Annotated in this window: 19 protein-coding genes and 1 pseudogene; 8 read left to right on the top strand and 12 right to left on the bottom strand. The window is 69.2% G+C overall.

The features are described from left to right. Nucleotides 1-37: 37 nt before the first annotated feature. The 3 genes from HUN07_RS00095 to HUN07_RS00105 form a co-directional block, all read right to left on the bottom strand. Nucleotides 38-472 carry a hypothetical protein gene (locus HUN07_RS00095; protein ID WP_174907177.1) on the bottom strand — a complete coding sequence of 145 codons (435 nt, stop codon included), beginning with the start codon at nt 470-472 and terminating at the stop codon, nt 38-40. 351 nt (nt 473-823) lie between these two features. Then, nucleotides 824-1042 (bottom strand): hypothetical protein, encoded by a 219-nt coding sequence (locus HUN07_RS00100; RefSeq protein ID WP_174907178.1) that lies wholly within the window; start codon nt 1040-1042, stop codon nt 824-826. A 435-nt stretch (nt 1043-1477) separates the two neighbouring features. Next, nucleotides 1478-1852: a nuclear transport factor 2 family protein gene (locus HUN07_RS00105; RefSeq protein WP_174907180.1), complete on the bottom strand. Its 375-nt coding sequence runs from the start codon at nt 1850-1852 to the stop codon at nt 1478-1480. A 234-nt stretch (nt 1853-2086) separates the two neighbouring features. On the opposite strand from HUN07_RS00105, the gene HUN07_RS00110 reads away from it, so the two are divergent. The 4 genes from HUN07_RS00110 (at nt 2087) to HUN07_RS00125 (ending at nt 5692) form a co-directional block, all read left to right on the top strand. Further along, nucleotides 2087-2707, top strand: coding sequence for a hypothetical protein (locus HUN07_RS00110; protein ID WP_174907182.1), 621 nt, complete (start codon nt 2087-2089; stop codon nt 2705-2707). A gap of 114 nt (nt 2708-2821) precedes the next feature. Next, nucleotides 2822-3514 (top strand): class I SAM-dependent methyltransferase, encoded by a 693-nt coding sequence (locus HUN07_RS00115; RefSeq protein ID WP_217487168.1) that lies wholly within the window; start codon nt 2822-2824, stop codon nt 3512-3514. Between the two features lie 35 nt (nt 3515-3549). Further along, a complete protein-coding gene (locus tag HUN07_RS00120; RefSeq protein WP_174907184.1) occupies nt 3550-4809 on the top strand; it encodes a TetR/AcrR family transcriptional regulator in 1260 nt (419 codons plus the stop codon). A 31-nt stretch (nt 4810-4840) separates the two neighbouring features. Then, nucleotides 4841-5692 carry a lipase family protein gene (locus HUN07_RS00125; protein ID WP_174907185.1) on the top strand — a complete coding sequence of 284 codons (852 nt, stop codon included), beginning with the start codon at nt 4841-4843 and terminating at the stop codon, nt 5690-5692. A gap of 4 nt (nt 5693-5696) precedes the next feature. Here the strand turns inward: HUN07_RS00125 and HUN07_RS00130 are convergent, their stop codons facing one another. Continuing rightward, nucleotides 5697-5873 (bottom strand): hypothetical protein, encoded by a 177-nt coding sequence (locus HUN07_RS00130; RefSeq protein WP_174907187.1) that lies wholly within the window; start codon nt 5871-5873, stop codon nt 5697-5699. A gap of 58 nt (nt 5874-5931) precedes the next feature. Between HUN07_RS00130 and HUN07_RS00135 the strand changes: the two genes are divergently transcribed. Together HUN07_RS00135 and HUN07_RS00140 are read left to right on the top strand one after the other, a co-directional pair. Beyond that, nucleotides 5932-6453 (top strand): peptidylprolyl isomerase, encoded by a 522-nt coding sequence (locus HUN07_RS00135; RefSeq protein WP_114720309.1) that lies wholly within the window; start codon nt 5932-5934, stop codon nt 6451-6453. A 10-nt stretch (nt 6454-6463) separates the two neighbouring features. After that, a complete protein-coding gene (locus HUN07_RS00140) occupies nt 6464-7366 on the top strand; it encodes a rhomboid family intramembrane serine protease (RefSeq protein WP_114720311.1) in 903 nt (300 codons plus the stop codon). A 12-nt stretch (nt 7367-7378) separates the two neighbouring features. On the opposite strand, the gene HUN07_RS00145 is transcribed toward HUN07_RS00140, so the two are convergent. Together HUN07_RS00145 and crgA are read right to left on the bottom strand one after the other, a co-directional pair. Next, nucleotides 7379-7876, bottom strand: a complete 498-nt coding sequence (locus tag HUN07_RS00145) for a PH domain-containing protein (protein WP_174907189.1) — start codon at nt 7874-7876, stop codon at nt 7379-7381. A 108-nt stretch (nt 7877-7984) separates the two neighbouring features. After that, on the bottom strand, nt 7985-8248 hold the full coding sequence (crgA, locus tag HUN07_RS00150; RefSeq protein ID WP_114720478.1) for a cell division protein CrgA: 264 nt from the start codon (nt 8246-8248) through the stop codon (nt 7985-7987). 193 nt (nt 8249-8441) lie between these two features. On the opposite strand from crgA, the gene HUN07_RS00155 reads away from it, so the two are divergent. Both HUN07_RS00155 and HUN07_RS00160 read left to right on the top strand, forming a co-directional pair. After that, nucleotides 8442-9206, top strand: a complete 765-nt coding sequence (locus HUN07_RS00155) for a DUF881 domain-containing protein (RefSeq protein ID WP_114720315.1) — start codon at nt 8442-8444, stop codon at nt 9204-9206. A gap of 34 nt (nt 9207-9240) precedes the next feature. Beyond that, the gene (locus tag HUN07_RS00160) at nt 9241-9906 is read left to right on the top strand and encodes an aminodeoxychorismate/anthranilate synthase component II (protein ID WP_174907191.1); all 666 of its coding nucleotides are present in this window, start codon (nt 9241-9243) and stop codon (nt 9904-9906) included. A 24-nt stretch (nt 9907-9930) separates the two neighbouring features. Here the strand turns inward: HUN07_RS00160 and pknB are convergent, their stop codons facing one another. The 6 genes and pseudogenes from pknB to HUN07_RS00190 all read right to left on the bottom strand — a co-directional run bounded on the left by pknB (nt 9931) and on the right by HUN07_RS00190 (nt 18072). Then, on the bottom strand, nt 9931-11865 hold the full coding sequence (gene pknB, locus HUN07_RS00165; RefSeq protein WP_174907193.1) for a Stk1 family PASTA domain-containing Ser/Thr kinase: 1935 nt from the start codon (nt 11863-11865) through the stop codon (nt 9931-9933). Next, the gene (locus HUN07_RS00170) at nt 11862-13235 is read right to left on the bottom strand and encodes a serine/threonine-protein kinase (protein WP_174907195.1); all 1374 of its coding nucleotides are present in this window, start codon (nt 13233-13235) and stop codon (nt 11862-11864) included. The genes pknB and HUN07_RS00170 overlap by 4 nt, the downstream gene beginning before the upstream one ends. Nucleotides 13236-13238: 3 nt before the next feature. Then, nucleotides 13239-14726, bottom strand: a complete 1488-nt coding sequence (locus HUN07_RS00175) for a peptidoglycan D,D-transpeptidase FtsI family protein (protein WP_174907197.1) — start codon at nt 14724-14726, stop codon at nt 13239-13241. Further along, a complete protein-coding gene (locus HUN07_RS00180; protein ID WP_174907199.1) occupies nt 14723-16165 on the bottom strand; it encodes an FtsW/RodA/SpoVE family cell cycle protein in 1443 nt (480 codons plus the stop codon). Before HUN07_RS00180 ends, HUN07_RS00175 begins: the two co-directional genes overlap by 4 nt. Next, nucleotides 16165-17608: pseudogene (locus HUN07_RS00185) on the bottom strand (protein phosphatase 2C domain-containing protein). The gene HUN07_RS00180 and the pseudogene HUN07_RS00185 overlap by 1 nt, the downstream one beginning before the upstream one ends. Beyond that, entirely contained in the window at nt 17605-18072 is a 468-nt protein-coding gene (locus HUN07_RS00190; protein WP_114720329.1) for an FHA domain-containing protein FhaB/FipA, read from the bottom strand. The pseudogene HUN07_RS00185 and the gene HUN07_RS00190 overlap by 4 nt, the downstream one beginning before the upstream one ends. Between the last annotated feature and the right edge of the window lie 53 nt (nt 18073-18125).

Genomic DNA, 18125 nt, shown 5'->3' on the forward strand with positions numbered 1-18125 from the left:
TTGCCCGCCCGCTGGCCCGCTGCATCCGGATCTGTGCCTACATCTGGGCGACGGCGTCGCGGACGTTGGGCAGGCCGAGCAGTGCACGCATCACCTCGTACGGGACCGGGCCATCCATGTGCTCGACGAGCGCCCTCAGCACGAGCCGGCCGGGGACGACCACCCCGAGATCGGAGACTTCGGCTGGCGCGTCCTTGGCGTAGTCGTCCCATTCCTCGCCGTGCCAGGTGCCGACGCGAATCGGGTTGTGGATTGTGTCGACGGCGTAGACCGTGAACGGCCCCGGCAGTAGCGGAAGCAGATGCTCGGTGACGAGCTGTCGCAGTATCGGGTGAGTGTCGATGTCCCAGCGTTGTCTCGGCTCGATGAGTCCGGCGTCTTCGGCGTCCTGGATCCACTCCCCGACGACGTCGCCATCAGTGAATCCCCATTTGCTGAACAGGCCATTGGCGGGCAGGTACAGGTCATTCACCGGTGCTTCTTCCTCGTCTGTCGTTTGCGGCGGAGGTTGGCGCGGCGTCGTCGGAGGGACCGCGCGCTGCGGGGCAGGGCGTCCCCGAACAGCAGTCGCAGCGCGCCCCGGATCACATCGGGGAAGGTGACCGCGACCGAGTACTCGCGGGCCGACGGTGGTGGTTCGTACAGGCAGGCTCTCCGACACGCCGGACCATCACGGGCCCGTTCTTCGCTGACCATTCCTCGTTCTCGCGCTGCATCCGCTTCGCCCGATGCTCGGCAGGCTTCTCCCACCACGTCGCCGCACACGAGTTCGTCATGGCTCGAGTATCCCAAGATGCGTACTTGGGCGCTGGCGTCGTTGCTGTCACCCGATAGCTGGTCGTCGCGCGACTATGCCATCACCCGGCTCGTCGTCGGAGGTGAGGAGCAGACTCCAATTCGTCTGCCGGGCCAGTGCATCGAAGACCCTCTTGGCGCGTTCCCGGCGCGGGGCCAGTTCTCCGAGGTAGCGGATCGCGACCAGTGTCTCGTCCGAATCTGAATCACCGTAGATATCGACCCGCGTGCGATCGTCTGGGTTCATCACGGATGCCGGCCATCCTTGACGACAGCTCCCAGGACCTCGGCTACAAGGGCCGCTACAACCACAGATGCAGGTCCAGTCACTTCGACGTAGTCGAGATTTGCCACCCTCGGAACCTCACGCATCTATGGATCATCCATCCCCGCCCGGCCGAGAGACGATTGTGAATCTCGGCCAGACGGAGAAGCGACGCGCGGGACTTGCACCCGGACCTTCCCGCTGTACGGGGGTGAGCTACTTCCTCCAGGGGCCGCAACTGGAGTGGCGCTTTCCTTCGGGAGAGCGCCTTTTGTGTTTCCGGGGTCCCGTGCCACGGCGGACGTCGCACACGCCCTGCTGCGCGCGACATGGTGCGCTGCGCGGTAGACGGCGCGCGGGCGGCGATTCTGCGCGCAGCAGGGCGGCTGGGGGCCTTCTGGGGCCCGGGCGGGTCGATCAGCCCGTGATCATGTCTTCCTGGCCCCAGACGGCGCGCATGCTGACGATCTTGCCGGCGTCGTCGAACTCCATGATGTCGATGGGTGCGATCTCGGCGGTCTGATCGCCGATCTTCGTGATCAGACGGAAGTGGAAGGCCGCGGTGTTGGCCGCGATGCGCAGCGTCACCAGCTCGGCCTCCTGGTCCAGCGGCTCGATGATCGCGTAGAACTCACGGATCGACTCGCGCGTGGTGCGGGGCTCGGTGCCCACGGGATCCTCGACGCTGGCGCCCTCGGCGTACAGCGCCAGGATGTCGTCGGCGGTGCCGCTCGCGACAGCCTTGATGTAGCTCTCGACGGTGCTCCGGATGCTCTCGGGTGACGCGGCCATGCTGCTCCTCCATAGTTGGAACCTGTTTCAGTTTGCGAGGGTATCGCAGCGCTGCGGTCGGATGGCTCCAGCCGCGAATGACGAAACGGGTGAAGGCGATCGGAGCGGTCCTCCCGCGCGTAGCACGCATACCGTTCGTTCAGTGCGGGAATGGTTCGAACTGGGACTGGCATCACAGAAGGCTGGATATGCTGTGGCGAGGCCCAGTTCGACTCGCCCACCTCGGGAGCTGCCATGAAGCTCGGGAAGATGGTCGCCACAGCCGCTTTCGTTGCGATGACCGTTGCCGTCGGTGCCGGCACCGCCTCGGCCGATCCGGCCGCGATCGTGAATACCGCGTCGGCCCAGGGGAACGACCAGGGCGTCGGGTTCACCACCGCGGTCGACCCGTCCGGTGCGACGGTCACGACGGTGCTCGATGCGGGCACGTTCCGCATCGAGGCGGACGGTGCGCAGGTGAGCGTCGTGCGCGACGACGGCACCGTCGTCGGCGCCGTTCCGCTGGCGTACCGCCTCGGCGGGCAAATGTTCCCGATCGCGGGCAGTGTGGGGACGGACGGGCGCACGCTGACGCTGACGCCGGATCGAAATCCTTTGCAGACCAATCCGGTCCGCATCGACGACCCGGTTGCGCAGCAGAAGCTGATCGAAGAGGCCCAGAAGAACCAGGCGGGCGCAATCATCGGCAACATCGTCGGTTCCGCGGTAGGACTGCTGGTCGGATGCATCGTCGGCGTGATCGGCGGGTGCATCCCCGGTCTGATCGTCGGAGGATTCGTCGGAGCGGCGATCGGAATGGACATCCAGGGCGGGCCTCCGATGCGGCAGGCCTTCATCGACTTCATAACCCCCTGACGTTCAACGTCATCCGACCCCGACGCCGCGTCGCGTCGGGGTCGGATAGTTGTACCGTGGTCTATTCCGGGTGAAACCACTACACGAACGTCCATTTGGCGCTCAAATGGACGCGTGCGTGTGAACGAGGTGGTGAGCGGACCCGTCCGTTCGTTGTGGGCGAGGGCCGGTGCCGCGGTGTACGACCCGATGTTGGTGAAGGCGGAGCGACGCGGAATGGCGGAGCGCCGGCGCCGACTGCTGGCGTCGGCCGAGGGCGCGGTTCTCGAGATCGGTGCCGGTACCGGGCTCAACGTGCCGTACTACCCGACGACCGTGTCGTCGCTGGTGTTGACGGAGCCCATCGCCCCGATGGCGGCGCGACTGCGCAATCGGGTGCGGACGTTGCGGCCCGACGCCGAGGTGGTCGAGGCGCCGGGGCACCGGTTGCCCGCCGCGACTGGCATCGTCGACACCGTCGTGAGCACGCTCGTGCTGTGCACCGTGCCGGACCCCGATGCGGTCCTAGGCGAGATCGCTCGGGTACTGCGTCCGAACGGTCGTTTCCTGTTCTGCGAGCACGTACGCTCGGAGGATCCGGCTCTGGCGCGGCGGCAGGATCGCCTCGCCGGGCCGTGGTCGGTGTTCGGGCAGGGGTGCCGGTGTGATCGCCGTACTCTGTCATCGATCTCGGGGGCGTTCGGGGACGTCGAGGTCGATCATGGAGCGTGGCAGGGGATGCCGGCGTTGGTTCGTCCACTGGTGATCGGACGGGCGATGCACGGCACGGTGTCCGGTCGCGGCACGTCGCCGCGACCGGTGATCTGACAAAGGTCGGTAGGCCATGGAAGCAGGGGGATGAAGTGAGTCGTACCGGAAAGGTACCGGTCTCGGCCGAGGGCGGGAAGGAACGGCCGGACAAGCGTGACGAGATCCTGACGGCGTCGTCGGAACTGTTCGCGGCCAAGGGATATACGGGTACGTCGATGCGGGACATCGCGGGCGCCACCGGGATGCTGGCCGGCAGCCTGTATTACCACTTCGATTCGAAGGAAGCGTTGGCCGCGACGATGGTCCGGGGCCTGCGCGACGACATCGTCGTCGCGGTGCAGCGTCCCGCGGTGGCGTCGGACTCCCCGATCGAGGCGATCCGGCGATTCGCGCTGGACATCGCCGACGCGTCCGCCCGCCATCCCGGCGCACTGCAGGTGTGCCTGGGTGTACCCGGGACGCGGGACGAGGAGCTTCAGGGCCTCCTCGCGGCCGAGCCGCGGTGGTCGGAGAAGAAGTGGCAGACGCTGATTCGCAATGCCGAGCAGGCGGGCGTACTGCGCTCCGAGGTCGATTCCCGGATCCTGCGCGAGGTACTACGGGTCGCGCTCACGCACAGCGCGACGCTCGCGCCCACCGGATTCTCGGCGCGCAAGGTCGCGGGTTGCACGATCGACATGTTGTTCGGCGGACTCGCAACCAAGCCTGCCGACGACGATCTGTCCGACTCGGCGTCCGCCCGGGTGGCGCGCAAGGTGATCGCGTCGTGGGACCGCGAGGACTCGATGATCTTGTCCGACAAGCAGGATCGCATCCTTGATGCTGCCCGGTTCGTGTTCGCCGAACGCGGGTTCGATGCGACGACGACCCGGGACATCGCCACCGCGGTGGGGCTGACCCAGGGCAGCCTGTACCACCACTTCGAGTCGCGGGAAGCAATCCTCGTCGCGATCCTGCAGCACTTCTCGTCCCGCATGCGCGCCGCGCACGAGGAGATCGGGGCGGTGGGTGGGACACCGCTCGAGACCATTGACGCGCTGATCCGGATGCGCAGTGCTGCCGGTAAGCGGTTCGACGCCGAGATCGCGATTCTCAAGTCGTGGGTGATGCTCACCGGCAAGGAGCACTTCGACTTCCTGAAGAAGGACGGCCGCAAGTTGCTGCGAGTGTGGGATCGCGCCTTCGCGGCGGGCGTGCGTGACGGCAGCGTCACGATGCCGGGATCGACTCGGTTGGTGTTCCAGTGCATGGGCGAGATCCTGTGGTCCACACACGGACTGCCGCGTGTCTCCACCGAGCGCATGACCCGGTACAACCTCGAGACGGTCCTGTGGGGGGCCTCACCCAAGTAGCACGACGTCGGCGCGACGACGGGAGGAAGTCGTGATCGGGAGGTGGTGTGCCGCAGCGGCGGCGGTGATCGGTGTAATGGTGGCCGGTGCACCGGCCGCGGCGGCGCCACCGGACTTCTACCTCCCGCCGCCGGGGTTACCCGCGGGCCCGGCCGGGGACGTGATCCGGGCCGAGCCGATGCCGCTGGTGTGGCAGGTGGGGGTACCCAACATGGTCACCGGCGCCTACTTCGATCCGGCACTGCCGTGGACCGGACCCGGTCCGCGTCCGCTGGTGAGTATGGCGGCCGGCACCCAGGGCCAGGGCGATCAGTGTGCGCCGTCCCGGACGCTCGGCGACGTGATCCGGTACGTCTCGCCGAGCGAGACGGTGACGTCGTACGAGATGGTGTTCGTCAACGCCTTGCTGTCGCAGGGGATCGCGGTGGTGATCACCGACTACGAGGGGCTCGGAACCCCGGGGACACACTCGTACGTCAACCGGGCGTCGGAGGCACACGCCGTGCTCGACGCGGCCCGCGCCGCGATGCGCCTGCCCGGCACCGCGCTCAGGCCGCACGCTCCCGTCGGGTTCTGGGGCTACTCGCATCAGACCTATCCGGAGGCCCGGGAGCTGATCGATTCCGAACTCAACGACCGCGGCCGGCAGATGCTCGCCGACGTGCAGAACCAGTGCGTCAACGAGACGAAGGCGACGTACGGGTTCCAGCGCACGGAGGCGTTCACCCGCACCGGTGAGCCGCTGAATCCGTTACCGCCGATCAACCCGGGCACGGGACTCAACCACGCGCTCCCGTACGTGTTCGGGGTGCCGGAGTCGGTCACCTGGATGACCGACCGCTTCGCGGGTCGGCCGGCGCCGACCACCTGCCGGGTTTCGTGAGCGGCTAGCGCGGGTCGGTCACCGACGGCGGCTCGGCCGCCACCGGCGGCATCTCGGGCCGTCGGGTGAGCGCGACGACGGCCGCCCCCACCGCGGCCACGACCGCACCGAGTCCGATCAGCACTCGTCGGCGGCCGGCCGAGGACGTCGGGGTGGAATCACTCTTGGTCGCACGCGTCATGCCTCCACCCTTACACAGCTCGCACACGTCGCCCGGAGCGCAATGGCACGATAGGGGGGTGACTTCACAGACTGCTACCGCAACGCTGCACACCAACCGCGGCGACATCAAGATCGCCCTGTTCGGTAACCACGCGCCGAAGACCGTCGAGAACTTCGTCGGCCTGGCCGACGGTTCCAAGGAGTACTCCACGCAGAACGCCAAGGGCGAGGCCTCCGGCCCGTTCTACGACGGCGCCGTCTTCCACCGCGTCATCGACGGCTTCATGATCCAGGGCGGCGACCCGACCGGCACCGGTCGCGGCGGCCCGGGCTACAAGTTCGGCGACGAGTTCCACCCGGAGCTGCAGTTCGACCGCGGCTACCTGCTGGCCATGGCCAACGCCGGCCCGGGCACCAACGGCTCGCAGTTCTTCATCACCGTCGGCCCCACCCCGCACCTGAACCGCCGCCACACCATCTTCGGTGAGGTGCTGGACGAGGAGTCGAAGAAGGTCGTCGACGCCATCGCCACCACCGCGACGGACCGCGGCGACCGCCCGGTCGACGACGTCGTGATCAACAACATCACCATCGCGTAAGGATCCACGAATGACGAACCCCGGCTGGGGTGGCACGGCGAGCGAGGGCACCCCGCCACCTCAGCCGAGGTGCGTGCACCACCCCGATCGTCCCACCGCCCTCTCCTGCACCCGCTGCGGTCGTCCGGCGTGCCCGGACTGCCTGCGTGCCGCCTCCGTCGGCCACCAGTGCGTCGACTGTGTCGCCGCTGGTCAGCGTGATGTGCCGCAGGCACGTACCGTCGCCGGTGCACCGGTACGCACGCAACTGCCGACGCCGCTGCTGACGTACGTCCTGATCGCGGTCAACGTGCTGATCTTCGCGGTCACCGCCGTGCAGTCCCGCAGCGTGATGGACAACCACATCGCGTCGCCGCTGTTCCTCGACTGGGTGCTGTGGGGTCCGGCCGTCGCCGCCGGCGAGTTCAGCCGCATCGTCACCAGCGGATTCCTGCACATCGGCCTGATGCATCTGGCCGTCAACATGTTCGCGCTGTACGTGATCGGCCGGGACACCGAGATGGTGCTCGGGCGGGCGCGCTACCTCGCGGTCTATGTGATCGCGCTGCTCGGCGGATCGGCGTCCGTACTGATGCTCGACCCGCTGATCCCCACCGCGGGCGCGTCGGGCGCGATCTTCGGTCTGCTCGGTGCGCAGGCGGTGATCCTGCTCCGGCTCAAGCGCAGTCCGATGCCGGTGCTGGCGGTCATCGCGATCAACGTGATCATCAGCGTCACGATCCCCGGGATCTCCCTGTGGGGGCACATGGGCGGCCTGGTCGCCGGTGCCGCCGCGACCGCTGCCCTCCTGTACGTCCCGGGTGCTGTCGGCGCCAGGGACCGCAAGACCGCCGGCACCGCCGGTTGGTTCGCCCTCGGTGGCGTCGGACTGCTGACGCTGGTCGTCACCGCTGCCGCCGTCGCCGCCATCTGACCGTAGCGCCGGTCAGTCGCTGCCCGCGGCCCGATCCTCCGGCGGCACCAGTCGGTGCACGGACAGGGCGTCGAACACCACCACCGGGTCGACGCCCAGGTCCCAGCGTCCGAAGATCAGCAGACGTTCGGCGCCGTCGGGATCGACGGCGTCGATCTCGAGCATCGGCACCCGCCGGCCGAGCCGCGGGTAGCGGACGATGCGGATCCGGGCGATGTCGTCGGGCCGGTACGTGCGCCGGCCCGTCAACCGCGTCACCGCGACGGCGGAGCCGCCCGCGCCACCGGCGGCGCGCACGATCGCGAGTTTGGGGCGCTGTCTTGCGCCGAGACCGGCGAGCACGAACATCCCGACCGCGGCCAGCACGGCCAGGAACTGTCCCGGCGCGTCGAGTCCCAGCAGCAGCGCCGCGAGGAGCATGGCGATGCCGCCGGCGGCGAGAGCCACCACCGCGCCGAGTGGGGTAGACCACTCGAGCGGCGGTTCATGATCGACTTCATCCTCAGGCATGTGGACAAGTACCCCCGTTATCCACAGGGGTTATCCACACTGGGGATGAATAACACGCGTGTAATTGACTGCCTGGGGATAACTCGGCCGCTGAAACAGACCGGCAGGTCAACGCCATCTCATCGTCATGATCAGGCCCACGACCATGAAGCCGAAGCCGATGAGGAAGTTGTAGGCCCCCAAGTTGTTCATCCATGTGAGGTTTTCGCCCGCGAGGTAGTACACAATCAGCCAGGCCAGTCCGACCAGCATGAATCCGAGCATCACCGACACGTACAGCGCGCTCGACGGCCCGGCCTTCACCTTCACCGGGGTGCGGTTCGCGGGATTGATCGTGTAGTCGGTCTTCTTCCGGACCTTCGACTTCGGCATGACTTCCTTATTCGTGTGGATGGGCCCAGCGGGCTCGGGGCGGATCGGTCGCGCGGCGAGCGCGGTGCCCGGATCGGTCCGGGCCGACAAGGTACATTCGGCAGTACCTGTTGTGTAATACACGCTAACTCAAACAAGCACAGCCAGGACCGGTCGCGCACCGAATCGTCCGTGGTGGGAGTGGTGGTCGAGGGTGCCGGACGTCGAGGAGGAGCCGCAGGGCAACCGCCCGCGGTTCGGCTTCTGGCCGATTGCCGTCCTCGTGGTCTGCCTGGTCGCGGGGCTACTGCTGGCGACCACGCGGCAAGTCTCGCACGGCAACGAAATCCGCGCCGCCGATTCGACCCGTTTGTCCGACCTCGTGCGCCGTGCCCAGACCGAGGCGGACGCCGCCGCCCGCACCCGTGACGAGCTGGCCGCGCAGGTACAGGACCTGCAGGAGAATGCGGCCGGCACCGACACCCGAGTCGCCGAGGCGCTGGACCAGAGCCGCGCGCTTGCCTCCGCGGCCGGGCTGACCGCCCTCACCGGGCCCGGTGTCGTCGTCACCCTCACCGACGCCCCCCGCGACGCCGACGGCAAGTACCCGGCCGGGGCGTCGCCCGACGACCTCGTGGTCCACCAACAGGATGTGCAGAGCGTGCTCAACGCGCTGTGGACAGGTGGCGCCGAGGCGATCGCGATGCAGGACCAGCGGATCGTGAACACATCGGCGCCGCGGTGCATCGGGAACACGCTGCTGCTGCACGGGCGCACGTACAGCCCGCCGTACGTGGTGACCGCGATCGGCGACCCGGCCCGGCTCGCCGCGACCCTCGCGAACGAGCCCGGCATCAAGACGTTCAAGCAGTACGCCGTCCGCTACGGCCTGGGATACACCCAGCAGGAATCCGGCCACCTGACGGTTCCCGCATACACCGGGCAGCTGCACACCGAGTACGCGCAGCCGGTCGCGTAGCAACCGCCCGATCCCGCGCATTACTCTTCTTCCCATGCGCATTCTGGTCGTCGACAACTACGACAGCTTCGTGTTCAACCTGGTCCAGTACCTGGGTCAGCTCGGGACGCAGGCCGAAGTGTGGCGCAACGACGACCCCCGGCTGACCGGGGACGACGCGATCGCGGCCGCCGCCGCCGACTTCGACGGCATCCTGCTCAGCCCCGGCCCCGGCACCCCGCAGCGGGCCGGCGCGACGATGCCGCTGGTAGGAGCCTGCGCCTCCGCGCAGACACCGCTGCTGGGCGTGTGCCTCGGGCACCAGGCGATCGGCGCGGCATTCGGCGCCACGGTCGACCGCGCGCCCGAACTGCTGCACGGCAAGACCAGCATCGTCCACCACAACGGCGGCGGTGTCCTCGCCGGCCTGCCCGACCCGTTCACCGCCACCCGCTACCACTCGCTGACCGTCGCCCCGGACACCATCCCCGCCGAACTGGAGGTCACCGCGCACACCGACAGCGGCATCGTGATGGCGATGCGGCACCGCGAGCTGCCCATCCACGGCGTCCAGTTCCATCCGGAGTCGGTGCTGACACAGGGCGGGCACCGGATGCTCGCGAACTGGCTCGGCGTGTGCGGCCAGGCACCGGCCGAGACGCTGGTCGCGACGCTCGAGGACGAGGTCGCCCGGTCGCTGGGGGACGCGCTCACGCGCTGACCGCCCAGCGACCGTTCCGGTCGACTAGCGGGGAATCCCGAACTCGCCGACGCCCACCGACAGCGGCGCGTCCTTGGCGACGTCGCTGCCCGGGGGCTGCGACTGGGTGAGGATCTTGCCCACCAGATCGGTGTCGAGCGTCTGCTGCTTGGTCTGCGACAGCTGATTCGACGACCCGGTCCAGCCGGCCTTGCGCAGCGCTTCCAGCGCCTGCGAGATCGTCATCTCGGTCAGGCTCGGCATCGTGAACAGCTTGCCGTTGGAGACGCGGACGGTGATCGTGTCGCCCTTCGCGGCGCTCGATCCGCCGGACGGGGACGAGGAGATCACCTGGCCCTCGGGCTTGCCCGAGTCCACCTTCTCGACCTCGACCTTGAAGCCCGCGCCCTCGATGTTGGGCTGCGCCACGTCGATCGTCTGCCCCACGACGTTCGGCACCCGCACCTGCTCGGGGCCCGAGCCGAGGACGACCACGACGGTGGAGTCCAGGTTGGTCTTCGCTCCGGCCGACGGCTCCTGGCCGACGACCATGTCCAGCTGACTCGGGTCGGACGGCGTGCGCTCGACCGTGTCGTCGAGGCGCAGACCGGCCGCGTTGAGCGCCTGAATCGCCTCGTCCTGCGTCAGACCGGCCAGTTTGGGCACCTGTACCTGCTCGGGGCCCGACGACACCACCAGCGTGACGGTGCTGTTCTCGTCCACCGAACTGCCCGACGTGGGATTGGTTCCGATGACATTGCCGTTCGCGACCACCGCGTCGGGCCGGGACTGGATGGTGGTGTCGAGGTTGACGGTGCGCAGCTTGGCCTCGGCCTCCTGCGCGCTCAGCCCCGCGACGGTCGGCACCGTGACCTTCGTCGGCGTCGACAACAGCGAGAAGGTGAACACGCCGATGATGCCGACGACGACGAGTGCCGCGAGCGCGACCAGCACGTTGCGGGTGGTGTTGCGCTTCTTCACTGGGGGCGCCGACGCCGGGATCGCGGCCGGAGCGGCGGTGGCCGTGGCCGTCCGCGCCGGCTCGGCCTGGTATCCCGCTCCGGTGCCCGCGCCGCCGTCCACGGCGCCGAACATCGTGGTCCGGTCCTCGTCGGTCAGCACCATCGGGGCGCTCGGACGCTGACCGCCCAGCACCCGCACCAGGTCGCTGCGCAACTCCGCGGCGCTCTGGTACCGGTTGGCGGGATTCTTGGCCATCGCCTTGAGGATCACCGAGTCCATCGCGCGCGGCACCGCGGGATTGACCAGCGACGGCAGCTTGGGATCCTCCCTTACATGCTGGTACGCGACGGCGACCGGCGAATCACCCTTGAACGGGGGCTCACCGGTGAGGACCTCGAACAGCACACAGCCCAGCGAGTAGACGTCCGAGCGGGCGTCCACCTGATCGCCGCGGGCCTGCTCGGGCGACAGGTACTGCGCGGTACCGATCACGGCCGCGGTCTGCGTCATCGGGCTCGAGCTGTCCGCGATGGCGCGCGCGATGCCGAAGTCCATCACCTTCACCGCGCCCGCGCGGTTGATCATGATGTTGGCGGGCTTGATGTCGCGGTGCACGATGCCGTTGCGGTGACTGAAGTCCAGGGCCGCGCACACGTCGGCGATGATCTCCATCGCCCGGCGCGGCTGCAGCGGACCCTCGGTGCGGATGAGGTCGCGCAGGGTGTCGCCGTCGACGTACTCCATGACGATGTACGGCAGCGGCCCGGCGTCCGTCTCGGCCTCGCCGGTGTCGTACACCGCGACGATCGCCGGATGGTTCAGCGCGGCCGCGTTCTGCGCTTCGCGGCGGAACCGCAGGTAGAACGTGGGGTCGCGGGCGAGGTCGGCGCGCAGCACCTTGATCGCGACATCCCGGCTCAGACGCAGGTCCCGTCCGAGATGCACCTCGGACATCCCGCCGAACCCGAGAATCTCGCCCAGCTCGTACCGGGAGGAGAGATTGCGCGGTGTCGTCATGGCTGTCCTTGTGTGGCCGTGGTGGTGGTGGCCGTCGTGGTGGTGGTTGTGGTCGGTGCCGTCGTGGTGGTCGTCGTCTGCGGCGGTGTGGTGGTCGTCGTAGTCGGCGGCGGTGTCGTCGTCGTGGTTGTGGTCGGCGGCGGCGTTGTCGTGGTGGTCGTCGTGACCGGCGGCGGTGTGGTGGTCGTCGTCCTCGTGGTGGTCGGCGGCGTGGTCCGCGTCGTCGTCGCCGGCGCCTTCGACGTCGATGTCGATGTCACCACCGGCGGGGTCGACGGTTCCTTCGACCCGCCGTCGAAGAACAGCATGCCGAGCGCCGCGAGGGAGGCCAGCGTGAGCAGCGCGCCACCGGCCCACGCGATCGCCTTCTGACCGCTGGTCCAACCGCCGTCCCCGTCCTCCGGGTCCGGGATCTGGCCGGTGTCACCGGTGTAGTTGCGCTGCTGCGTCGGCATCATCGCGGTGGGAGCGGCGACCGGGACCGGGGCCACCACGCTGGTCGCGCCGGTCGGTACCCGACCGGGCGGCGGCGGGCGGCGACCGGCGCGGACGGCGGCCACGGCGTCGGCGAACTCGCCGCCGTTCGAGTACCGGCCCGCCGGATCCTTTGTCAGCGTGATGTCGATCAGCTCGCGGATCGGGGCCGGCAGTTCGGCCGGCATCGGCTCCGGCGGTTCCTGCACATGCTTCATCGCCACCGTCAGGGTGCCGCCGCCACCGAAGGGGCGTCGGCCCGACAGCGCCTCGTAGCCGACCACACCGAGCGAGTACACGTCGCTGGCGGCGGTCGCCTCCTGGCCCAGGGCCTGCTCGGGCGCGATGTACTGCGCGGTGCCCATCACCATGCCGGTGCGGGTGACCGGCGAGGCGTCGACGGCCTTCGCGATGCCGAAGTCGGTGATCTTCACCTGGCCGGTGGGGGTGATCAGGATGTTGCCGGGCTTGACGTCGCGGTGCACGACGCCCGCCGAATGCGCGACCTGCAGCGCGCGTCCGGTCTGCTCGAGCATGTCCAGGGCATGCGGAATCGACAGCCGACCGACGCGCGCGAGCACCGCGTTGAGCGGCTCACCCGCGACCAGTTCCATCACCAGGTACGCCAGGTTGGCGCCGGCCTCGTCACGGGTCTCGCCGTAGTCGTACACGCCGGCGATGCCCGGATGGTTGAGCTGCGCGGTGGTGCGGGCCTCGATGCGGAACCGCTCGAGGAACTCGGGGTCGGACGAGAACTCGGCCTTGAGTACCTTCACCGCGACCCGACGGTCGAGGCGGCTGTCGGTGGCCTCCCACACCTGACCCATGCCGCCGGTCGCTATCAGCCGTTGCAGGCGGTAGCGCCCGCCGATCACCGATCCGTTCGTCAACGACATGGCTCAACCCCTCTGCAATCCGGCCGCGATGACGGCCCGCCCGATCGGCGCCGCGACCGATCCGCCGGTCGCGGCGAGCGCGCGGTCGCCGCCGTCCTCGACGATGACCGCGATCGCGACGGTCGGGTTCTGTGCCGGCGCGAACCCGATGTACCAGGCGTGCGGCGGGGTGTTGCGCGGATCGTTGCCGTGCTCGGCGGTGCCCGTCTTGGAGGCGATCTGGACGCCCGGGATCTTCCCGCCGCCGGCCGTGTTGTTCTCGGAGCCGATCATCAGCTGCGTCAGCGTCGCCGCCACCTCGGGCGACACGGCCCGGCCCAGCGACTTCGGCGACGTGGTCGCCAGGTTCGACAGGTCCGGTCCTTGCAGCTGCGACACCAGGTGCGACTCCATCCGCATGCCCCCGTTGGCGATGGTGGCCGCGATCTCCGCGTTCTGCAACGGAGTGAGCGCGACGTCACGCTGCCCGATGCTGGACTGGCCGAGCGCGGCGTCGTCGGGGATGGGGCCGATGGTGCTGTCCGCCACCGGGATCGGGATGCCCGGAGTGCCCGGTCCGATACCGAACGCCGACGCCTGCTCGGCGAGCGCGTCGGATCCGGTCTTGATGCCGAGCTCGACGAACGCGGTGTTGCACGAGCGGGCGAACGCCTCCCGCAGCGACGCCGTCGGCCCGCCGCCGCACGTGGTGCCGTTGTAGTTCTCGAGCGTGGTCGACGTGCCGGGCAGCGTGATGTTCGGTGCGGCCGTCAGCTGCTCGTCCGGGTTGGCGCCGTTCTCGAGCGCGGCCGCCGTGACCACGACCTTGAACGTCGACCCCGGCGGGTACGTCGCCGACACCGCGCGGTTGAGCATCGGCTTGTCCGGATCGGAGCTGAGCTCGTCCCACGCCGCGGACGTCTCGGCGCCGTCGTGGCCGGAGAGCCGGTTGGGGTCGTAGCTGGGGGTGCTGGCCATCGCGAGGATGTTGCCGGTGCTCGGTTCGATCGCGACGACCGAACCGGTGTAGCCCTTCGCGGTCAGCTCGTCGTACGCGACCTGCTGCATCACCGGGTCGATCGTGCTCACGACGTTGCCGCCGCGCGGATCGCGGCCCGAGACGAGGTCGAAGAACCGCTTGCTGAACAGGCGGTTGTCGGAGCCGTTGAGGACCGGGTCCTCGGCCTTCTCGAGGCCCGCGCTGCCGTACTGCATCGAGTAGAAGCCGGTGACCGGGGCGTTCGCGAGCGGGCTCGACGGCGCCGCCGGGTTCGGCGGATAGGTGCGCAGGTACTTGTAGCGGTCGTCGGTGGGCACCGACGACGCCAGCACCTGCCCGCCGGCGGAGATCTGACCACGCTGGCGCGAGTACTCGTCGAGCAGCACGCGCGAGTTCCGCGGGTCGTTGCGCAGATCGTCGGCCTTGATGACCTGCACGTAGGTGGCGTTGGCGAGCAGCGCGACGACCATCACCATGACGGCCAGCGCGACGCGGCGCAGGGGAGTGTTCATTGGCGACCCAGCATTTCCGTCGGGGCGTCCGCAATGGGTGCGGGCCCCTTCTTCTTGGGGGCTGCGGGGGTGCGGGCCGCGTCGGAGATCTTCATCAGCAGTGCCAGCAGCAGGTAGTTCGCGAGCAGGGACGACCCACCGTACGACATGAACGGTGTGGTGAGACCGGTGAGGGGGATCAGCTTGGTGACGCCGCCGACCACCACGAACAGCTGGATCGCGATCGTGAACGACAGGCCGGCCGCGAGCAGCTTGCCGAAGCTGTCGCGCACCGCGAGCGCGGTCCGCAGCCCGCGGATCACGAGGATCAGGAACAGCATGAGGATCGCGGCCAGGCCGATCAGGCCCAACTCCTCACCGATAGCGGCGATGATGAAGTCGGTCTTGGCGAACGGCACCTGTGACGGGCGTCCGCTGCCCAGACCGGTGCCGGCGACGCCGCCGGTCGCGAGCCCGAACAGCGACTGCGAGATCTGGTAGCCGGTGTTCTGGTAGTCGCCGAGCGGGTCGATCCACGTGTCCACGCGCACCCGGACGTGCCCGAACATCTGGTACGCGAAGAAGAACCCGATGATCAGCAGGACCCCGCCGATCAGCAGCCAGCCGACGCGTTCGGTCGCGATGTAGAGCATCACCAGCACGGTGCCGAAGATCAGCAGCGACGTACCGAGGTCCTTCTCGAACACCATGATGCCGACCGAGACGACCCATGCCACCAGGATCGGGCCGAGGTCGCGGGCGCGGGGCAGGTCCATGCCGAAGAAGTGACGGCCCGCGGTGGTGAACAGATCGCGCTTGGCGACCAGCACCGCCGCGAAGAAGATGATCAGCAGGATCTTCGCGAACTCGCCCGGCTGGATGCTGAAGCCCGGCAGCCGGATCCAGATCTTGGCGCCGTTGACCTCGGAGAAACGCGCCGGCAGCAGCGCCGGGATCGCGAGCAGTACCAGGCCCGCGAGTCCCACCGTGTAGCTGTAGCGGGCGAGGAGTCGGTAGTCCCGCAGCAGGATCAGCACGGCGATGAAACCGCCGAGCGCGAGTGCCGTCCACATCACCTGCTGGTTGGCGTCGGGCGACGGGATCGGCAGCCCTTGGTACACCGCGTTCTCGGCGTCCGCGAGGTCGAGTCGATGGATCAGCACCAGGCCGAGCCCGTTGAGCAGGGCGACGATCGGCAGCAGCAGCGGATCGGCGTACGGCGCGTACCGGCGCACCGCGAGGTGCGCGACGAGGAACATCGCCGCGTAGGCCAGCCCGTACTTGGCCAGGTCCCACGTCAGGGTCTGCTCCTGGCTGGCCTCCACCAACACCAACGACACCGTCGTGACGACGATGGCGCAGCAGATCAGCAGTAGTTCGGTGTTCCGCCGGGTCGACTGGACCGGCGGGGGAGCGAACCCGCCGGGCGGGCTGGGGAACGGAGCGTCGGACGTGGACATCAGCTACCGGTCCTGCAGTTCTGGCCGGGGACCTGTTCGATCGGCGCCGGTGCCGGCTCGGCCGGGGGAGCGGCCGGCGGCGGCGCGCCCTCCGGGGTCGGCGCCGGGGGTGCCGGTTCGCCGGTGGGGGCCGGGGGCGGGCGCAGGGGCGGGAGCCGGAGTGGGCGCGGGTGCGGGCTCGGGCGTGCATACCGGCAGCAGATCGCTGGCGGCGAGCCGGCGCATCTGCTCGGTGGCGTCGTCCTTGGTGCCCGACGGCAGACCGGCCCGGACCTGTTCACGCGCGGACGGCTGCAGGTCCTCGACCTTCATCACCCGGCATTCGGTGGGGAGCTGGTCGGGGTCGACGAGCGTGAGGGTGCCGTCGTCCGCGACACAGCCGACGAGCGCGCTCTTCTGCAGTTGGTAGCCGAGTACCGAACCGGGGATCCCGCGCAGGACCGTGACCCGGTCGTCGGAGGCGCCCACGTAGTAGTAGCTGCGGATCATCGTCCGGCCCACGATCAGACCGACCACGACGACCACGATCAACCCGAGGCCGACCAGGGTCCAGCGCAGCTTGTGCGACTTCTTCGGCGGGGCCTCCGGCGCCGGTGCGACGCGCTTGGGGGTGGCGCGCGGCGGGCGCATCGCGGCGGCCCGGCCGGCGGCGGTGTTCGGCGGCGGGGTGTCCTCGTCGTCGTCGTCGGAGGCCGCGCCGCCCACGATGGGGTGACTCTGGCCGTAGTCCAGGTCGATGACGTCGGCGACGATGACCGTCACATTGTCGGGACCGCCGCTGCGCAACGCCAGCTCGATGAGGCGATCGGCGCATTCGTCGTTGGTGCCCTCGCGCATCGTGTTCGCGATGGTCTCGTCGCTGACGACGTCGGACAGGCCGTCCGAGCACAGCAGGTACCGGTCGCCGGCGCGGGCCTCGCGCATCGTCAGCGTCGGCTCGATCTCGTTGCCGGTGAGCGCACGCATGATCAGCGACCGCTGCGGGTGGGTGTGCGCCTGCTCGGCGGTGATGCGGCCCTCGTCGACGAGGGACTGGACGAACGTGTCGTCGCGGGTGATCTGGGTGAGCTGGTCGTCGCGCAGCAGGTAGGCGCGCGAATCGCCGATGTGCACCAGGCCCAGCCTGCTGCCCGCGAACAGGATCGCGGTGAGCGTGGTGCCCATGCCCTCGAGCTCGGGATCTTCCTCGACCTGGTCGGCGATCGTCGCGTTGCCCTCGTGGGTGGCCGCGTCGAGCTTGCCGAGTAGATCCTCGCCGGGCTCGTCGTCGTCGAGGTGGGCCAGCGCGGCGATCATCAGCTGCGACGCGACCTCACCGGCCGCGTGCCCGCCCATGCCGTCGGCGAGCGCGAGCAGCCGGGCACCGGCGTACACGGAGTCTTCGTTGTTGGCGCGGACGAGACCGCGGTCGCTGCGGGCCGCGTAGCGGAGAACCAGGGTCACGGGCGGAGCTCGATCACGGTCTTGCCGACACGCACCGGCGTACCCAGCGGGACGCGCACCGCGGTGGTGACCTTCGCCCGATCCAGGTAGGTGCCGTTGGTGGAGCCCAGATCCTCGACGTACCAGTCGGCGCCGCGCGGCGACAGGCGCGCGTGGCGGGTGGACGCGTAGTCGTCGGTGAGGACCAGCGTCGAGTCGTCGGCACGGCCGATGAGGACCGGCTGCGTGCCGAGCGTGATGCGGGTGCCCGCGAGGGCGCCCTGGGTCACCACGAGATTCTTCGCCACCTTCTGTCGGCCGAGCGACGGCAGCACCGACGCGGTGCGGGTGTACCGGGGCGCTACCCGGCCACCGCCGGCGCCGGCGTAGATGTCGCTGCGCAGCGTCTTGATGACGGCCCAGACGAAGAGCCAGAGCAGCAGCAGGAAGCCAGCTCGCGTCAGTTGGAGAATCAGTCCCTGCACTGCTCGACACCTCCTTCGGGGGCACGGCCGCGCGGATGCGCAGCCGGGGCGTT

This window comes from Rhodococcus sp. W8901 (assembly GCF_013348805.1).
GTDB lineage: Bacteria > Actinomycetota > Actinomycetes > Mycobacteriales > Mycobacteriaceae > Prescottella.

Excerpts from the sequence above, each read along its gene's own strand:
- HUN07_RS00100 (WP_174907178.1), bottom strand. The coding sequence starts at position 1,042 with ATGAACCCAGACGATCGCACGCGGGTCGATATCTACGGTGATTCAGAT.
- HUN07_RS00105 (WP_174907180.1), bottom strand. The coding sequence starts at position 1,852 with ATGGCCGCGTCACCCGAGAGCATCCGGAGCACCGTCGAGAGCTACATC.
- HUN07_RS00110 (WP_174907182.1), top strand. The coding sequence starts at position 2,087 with ATGAAGCTCGGGAAGATGGTCGCCACAGCCGCTTTCGTTGCGATGACC.
- HUN07_RS00130 (WP_174907187.1), bottom strand. The coding sequence starts at position 5,873 with ATGACGCGTGCGACCAAGAGTGATTCCACCCCGACGTCCTCGGCCGGC.
- HUN07_RS00140 (WP_114720311.1), top strand. The coding sequence starts at position 6,464 with ATGACGAACCCCGGCTGGGGTGGCACGGCGAGCGAGGGCACCCCGCCA.
- HUN07_RS00145 (WP_174907189.1), bottom strand. The coding sequence starts at position 7,876 with ATGCCTGAGGATGAAGTCGATCATGAACCGCCGCTCGAGTGGTCTACC.
- crgA (WP_114720478.1), bottom strand. The coding sequence starts at position 8,248 with ATGCCGAAGTCGAAGGTCCGGAAGAAGACCGACTACACGATCAATCCC.
- HUN07_RS00160 (WP_174907191.1), top strand. The coding sequence starts at position 9,241 with ATGCGCATTCTGGTCGTCGACAACTACGACAGCTTCGTGTTCAACCTG.
- pknB (WP_174907193.1), bottom strand. The coding sequence starts at position 11,865 with ATGACGACACCGCGCAATCTCTCCTCCCGGTACGAGCTGGGCGAGATT.
- HUN07_RS00170 (WP_174907195.1), bottom strand. The coding sequence starts at position 13,235 with ATGTCGTTGACGAACGGATCGGTGATCGGCGGGCGCTACCGCCTGCAA.
- HUN07_RS00175 (WP_174907197.1), bottom strand. The coding sequence starts at position 14,726 with ATGAACACTCCCCTGCGCCGCGTCGCGCTGGCCGTCATGGTGATGGTC.
- HUN07_RS00180 (WP_174907199.1), bottom strand. The coding sequence starts at position 16,165 with ATGTCCACGTCCGACGCTCCGTTCCCCAGCCCGCCCGGCGGGTTCGCT.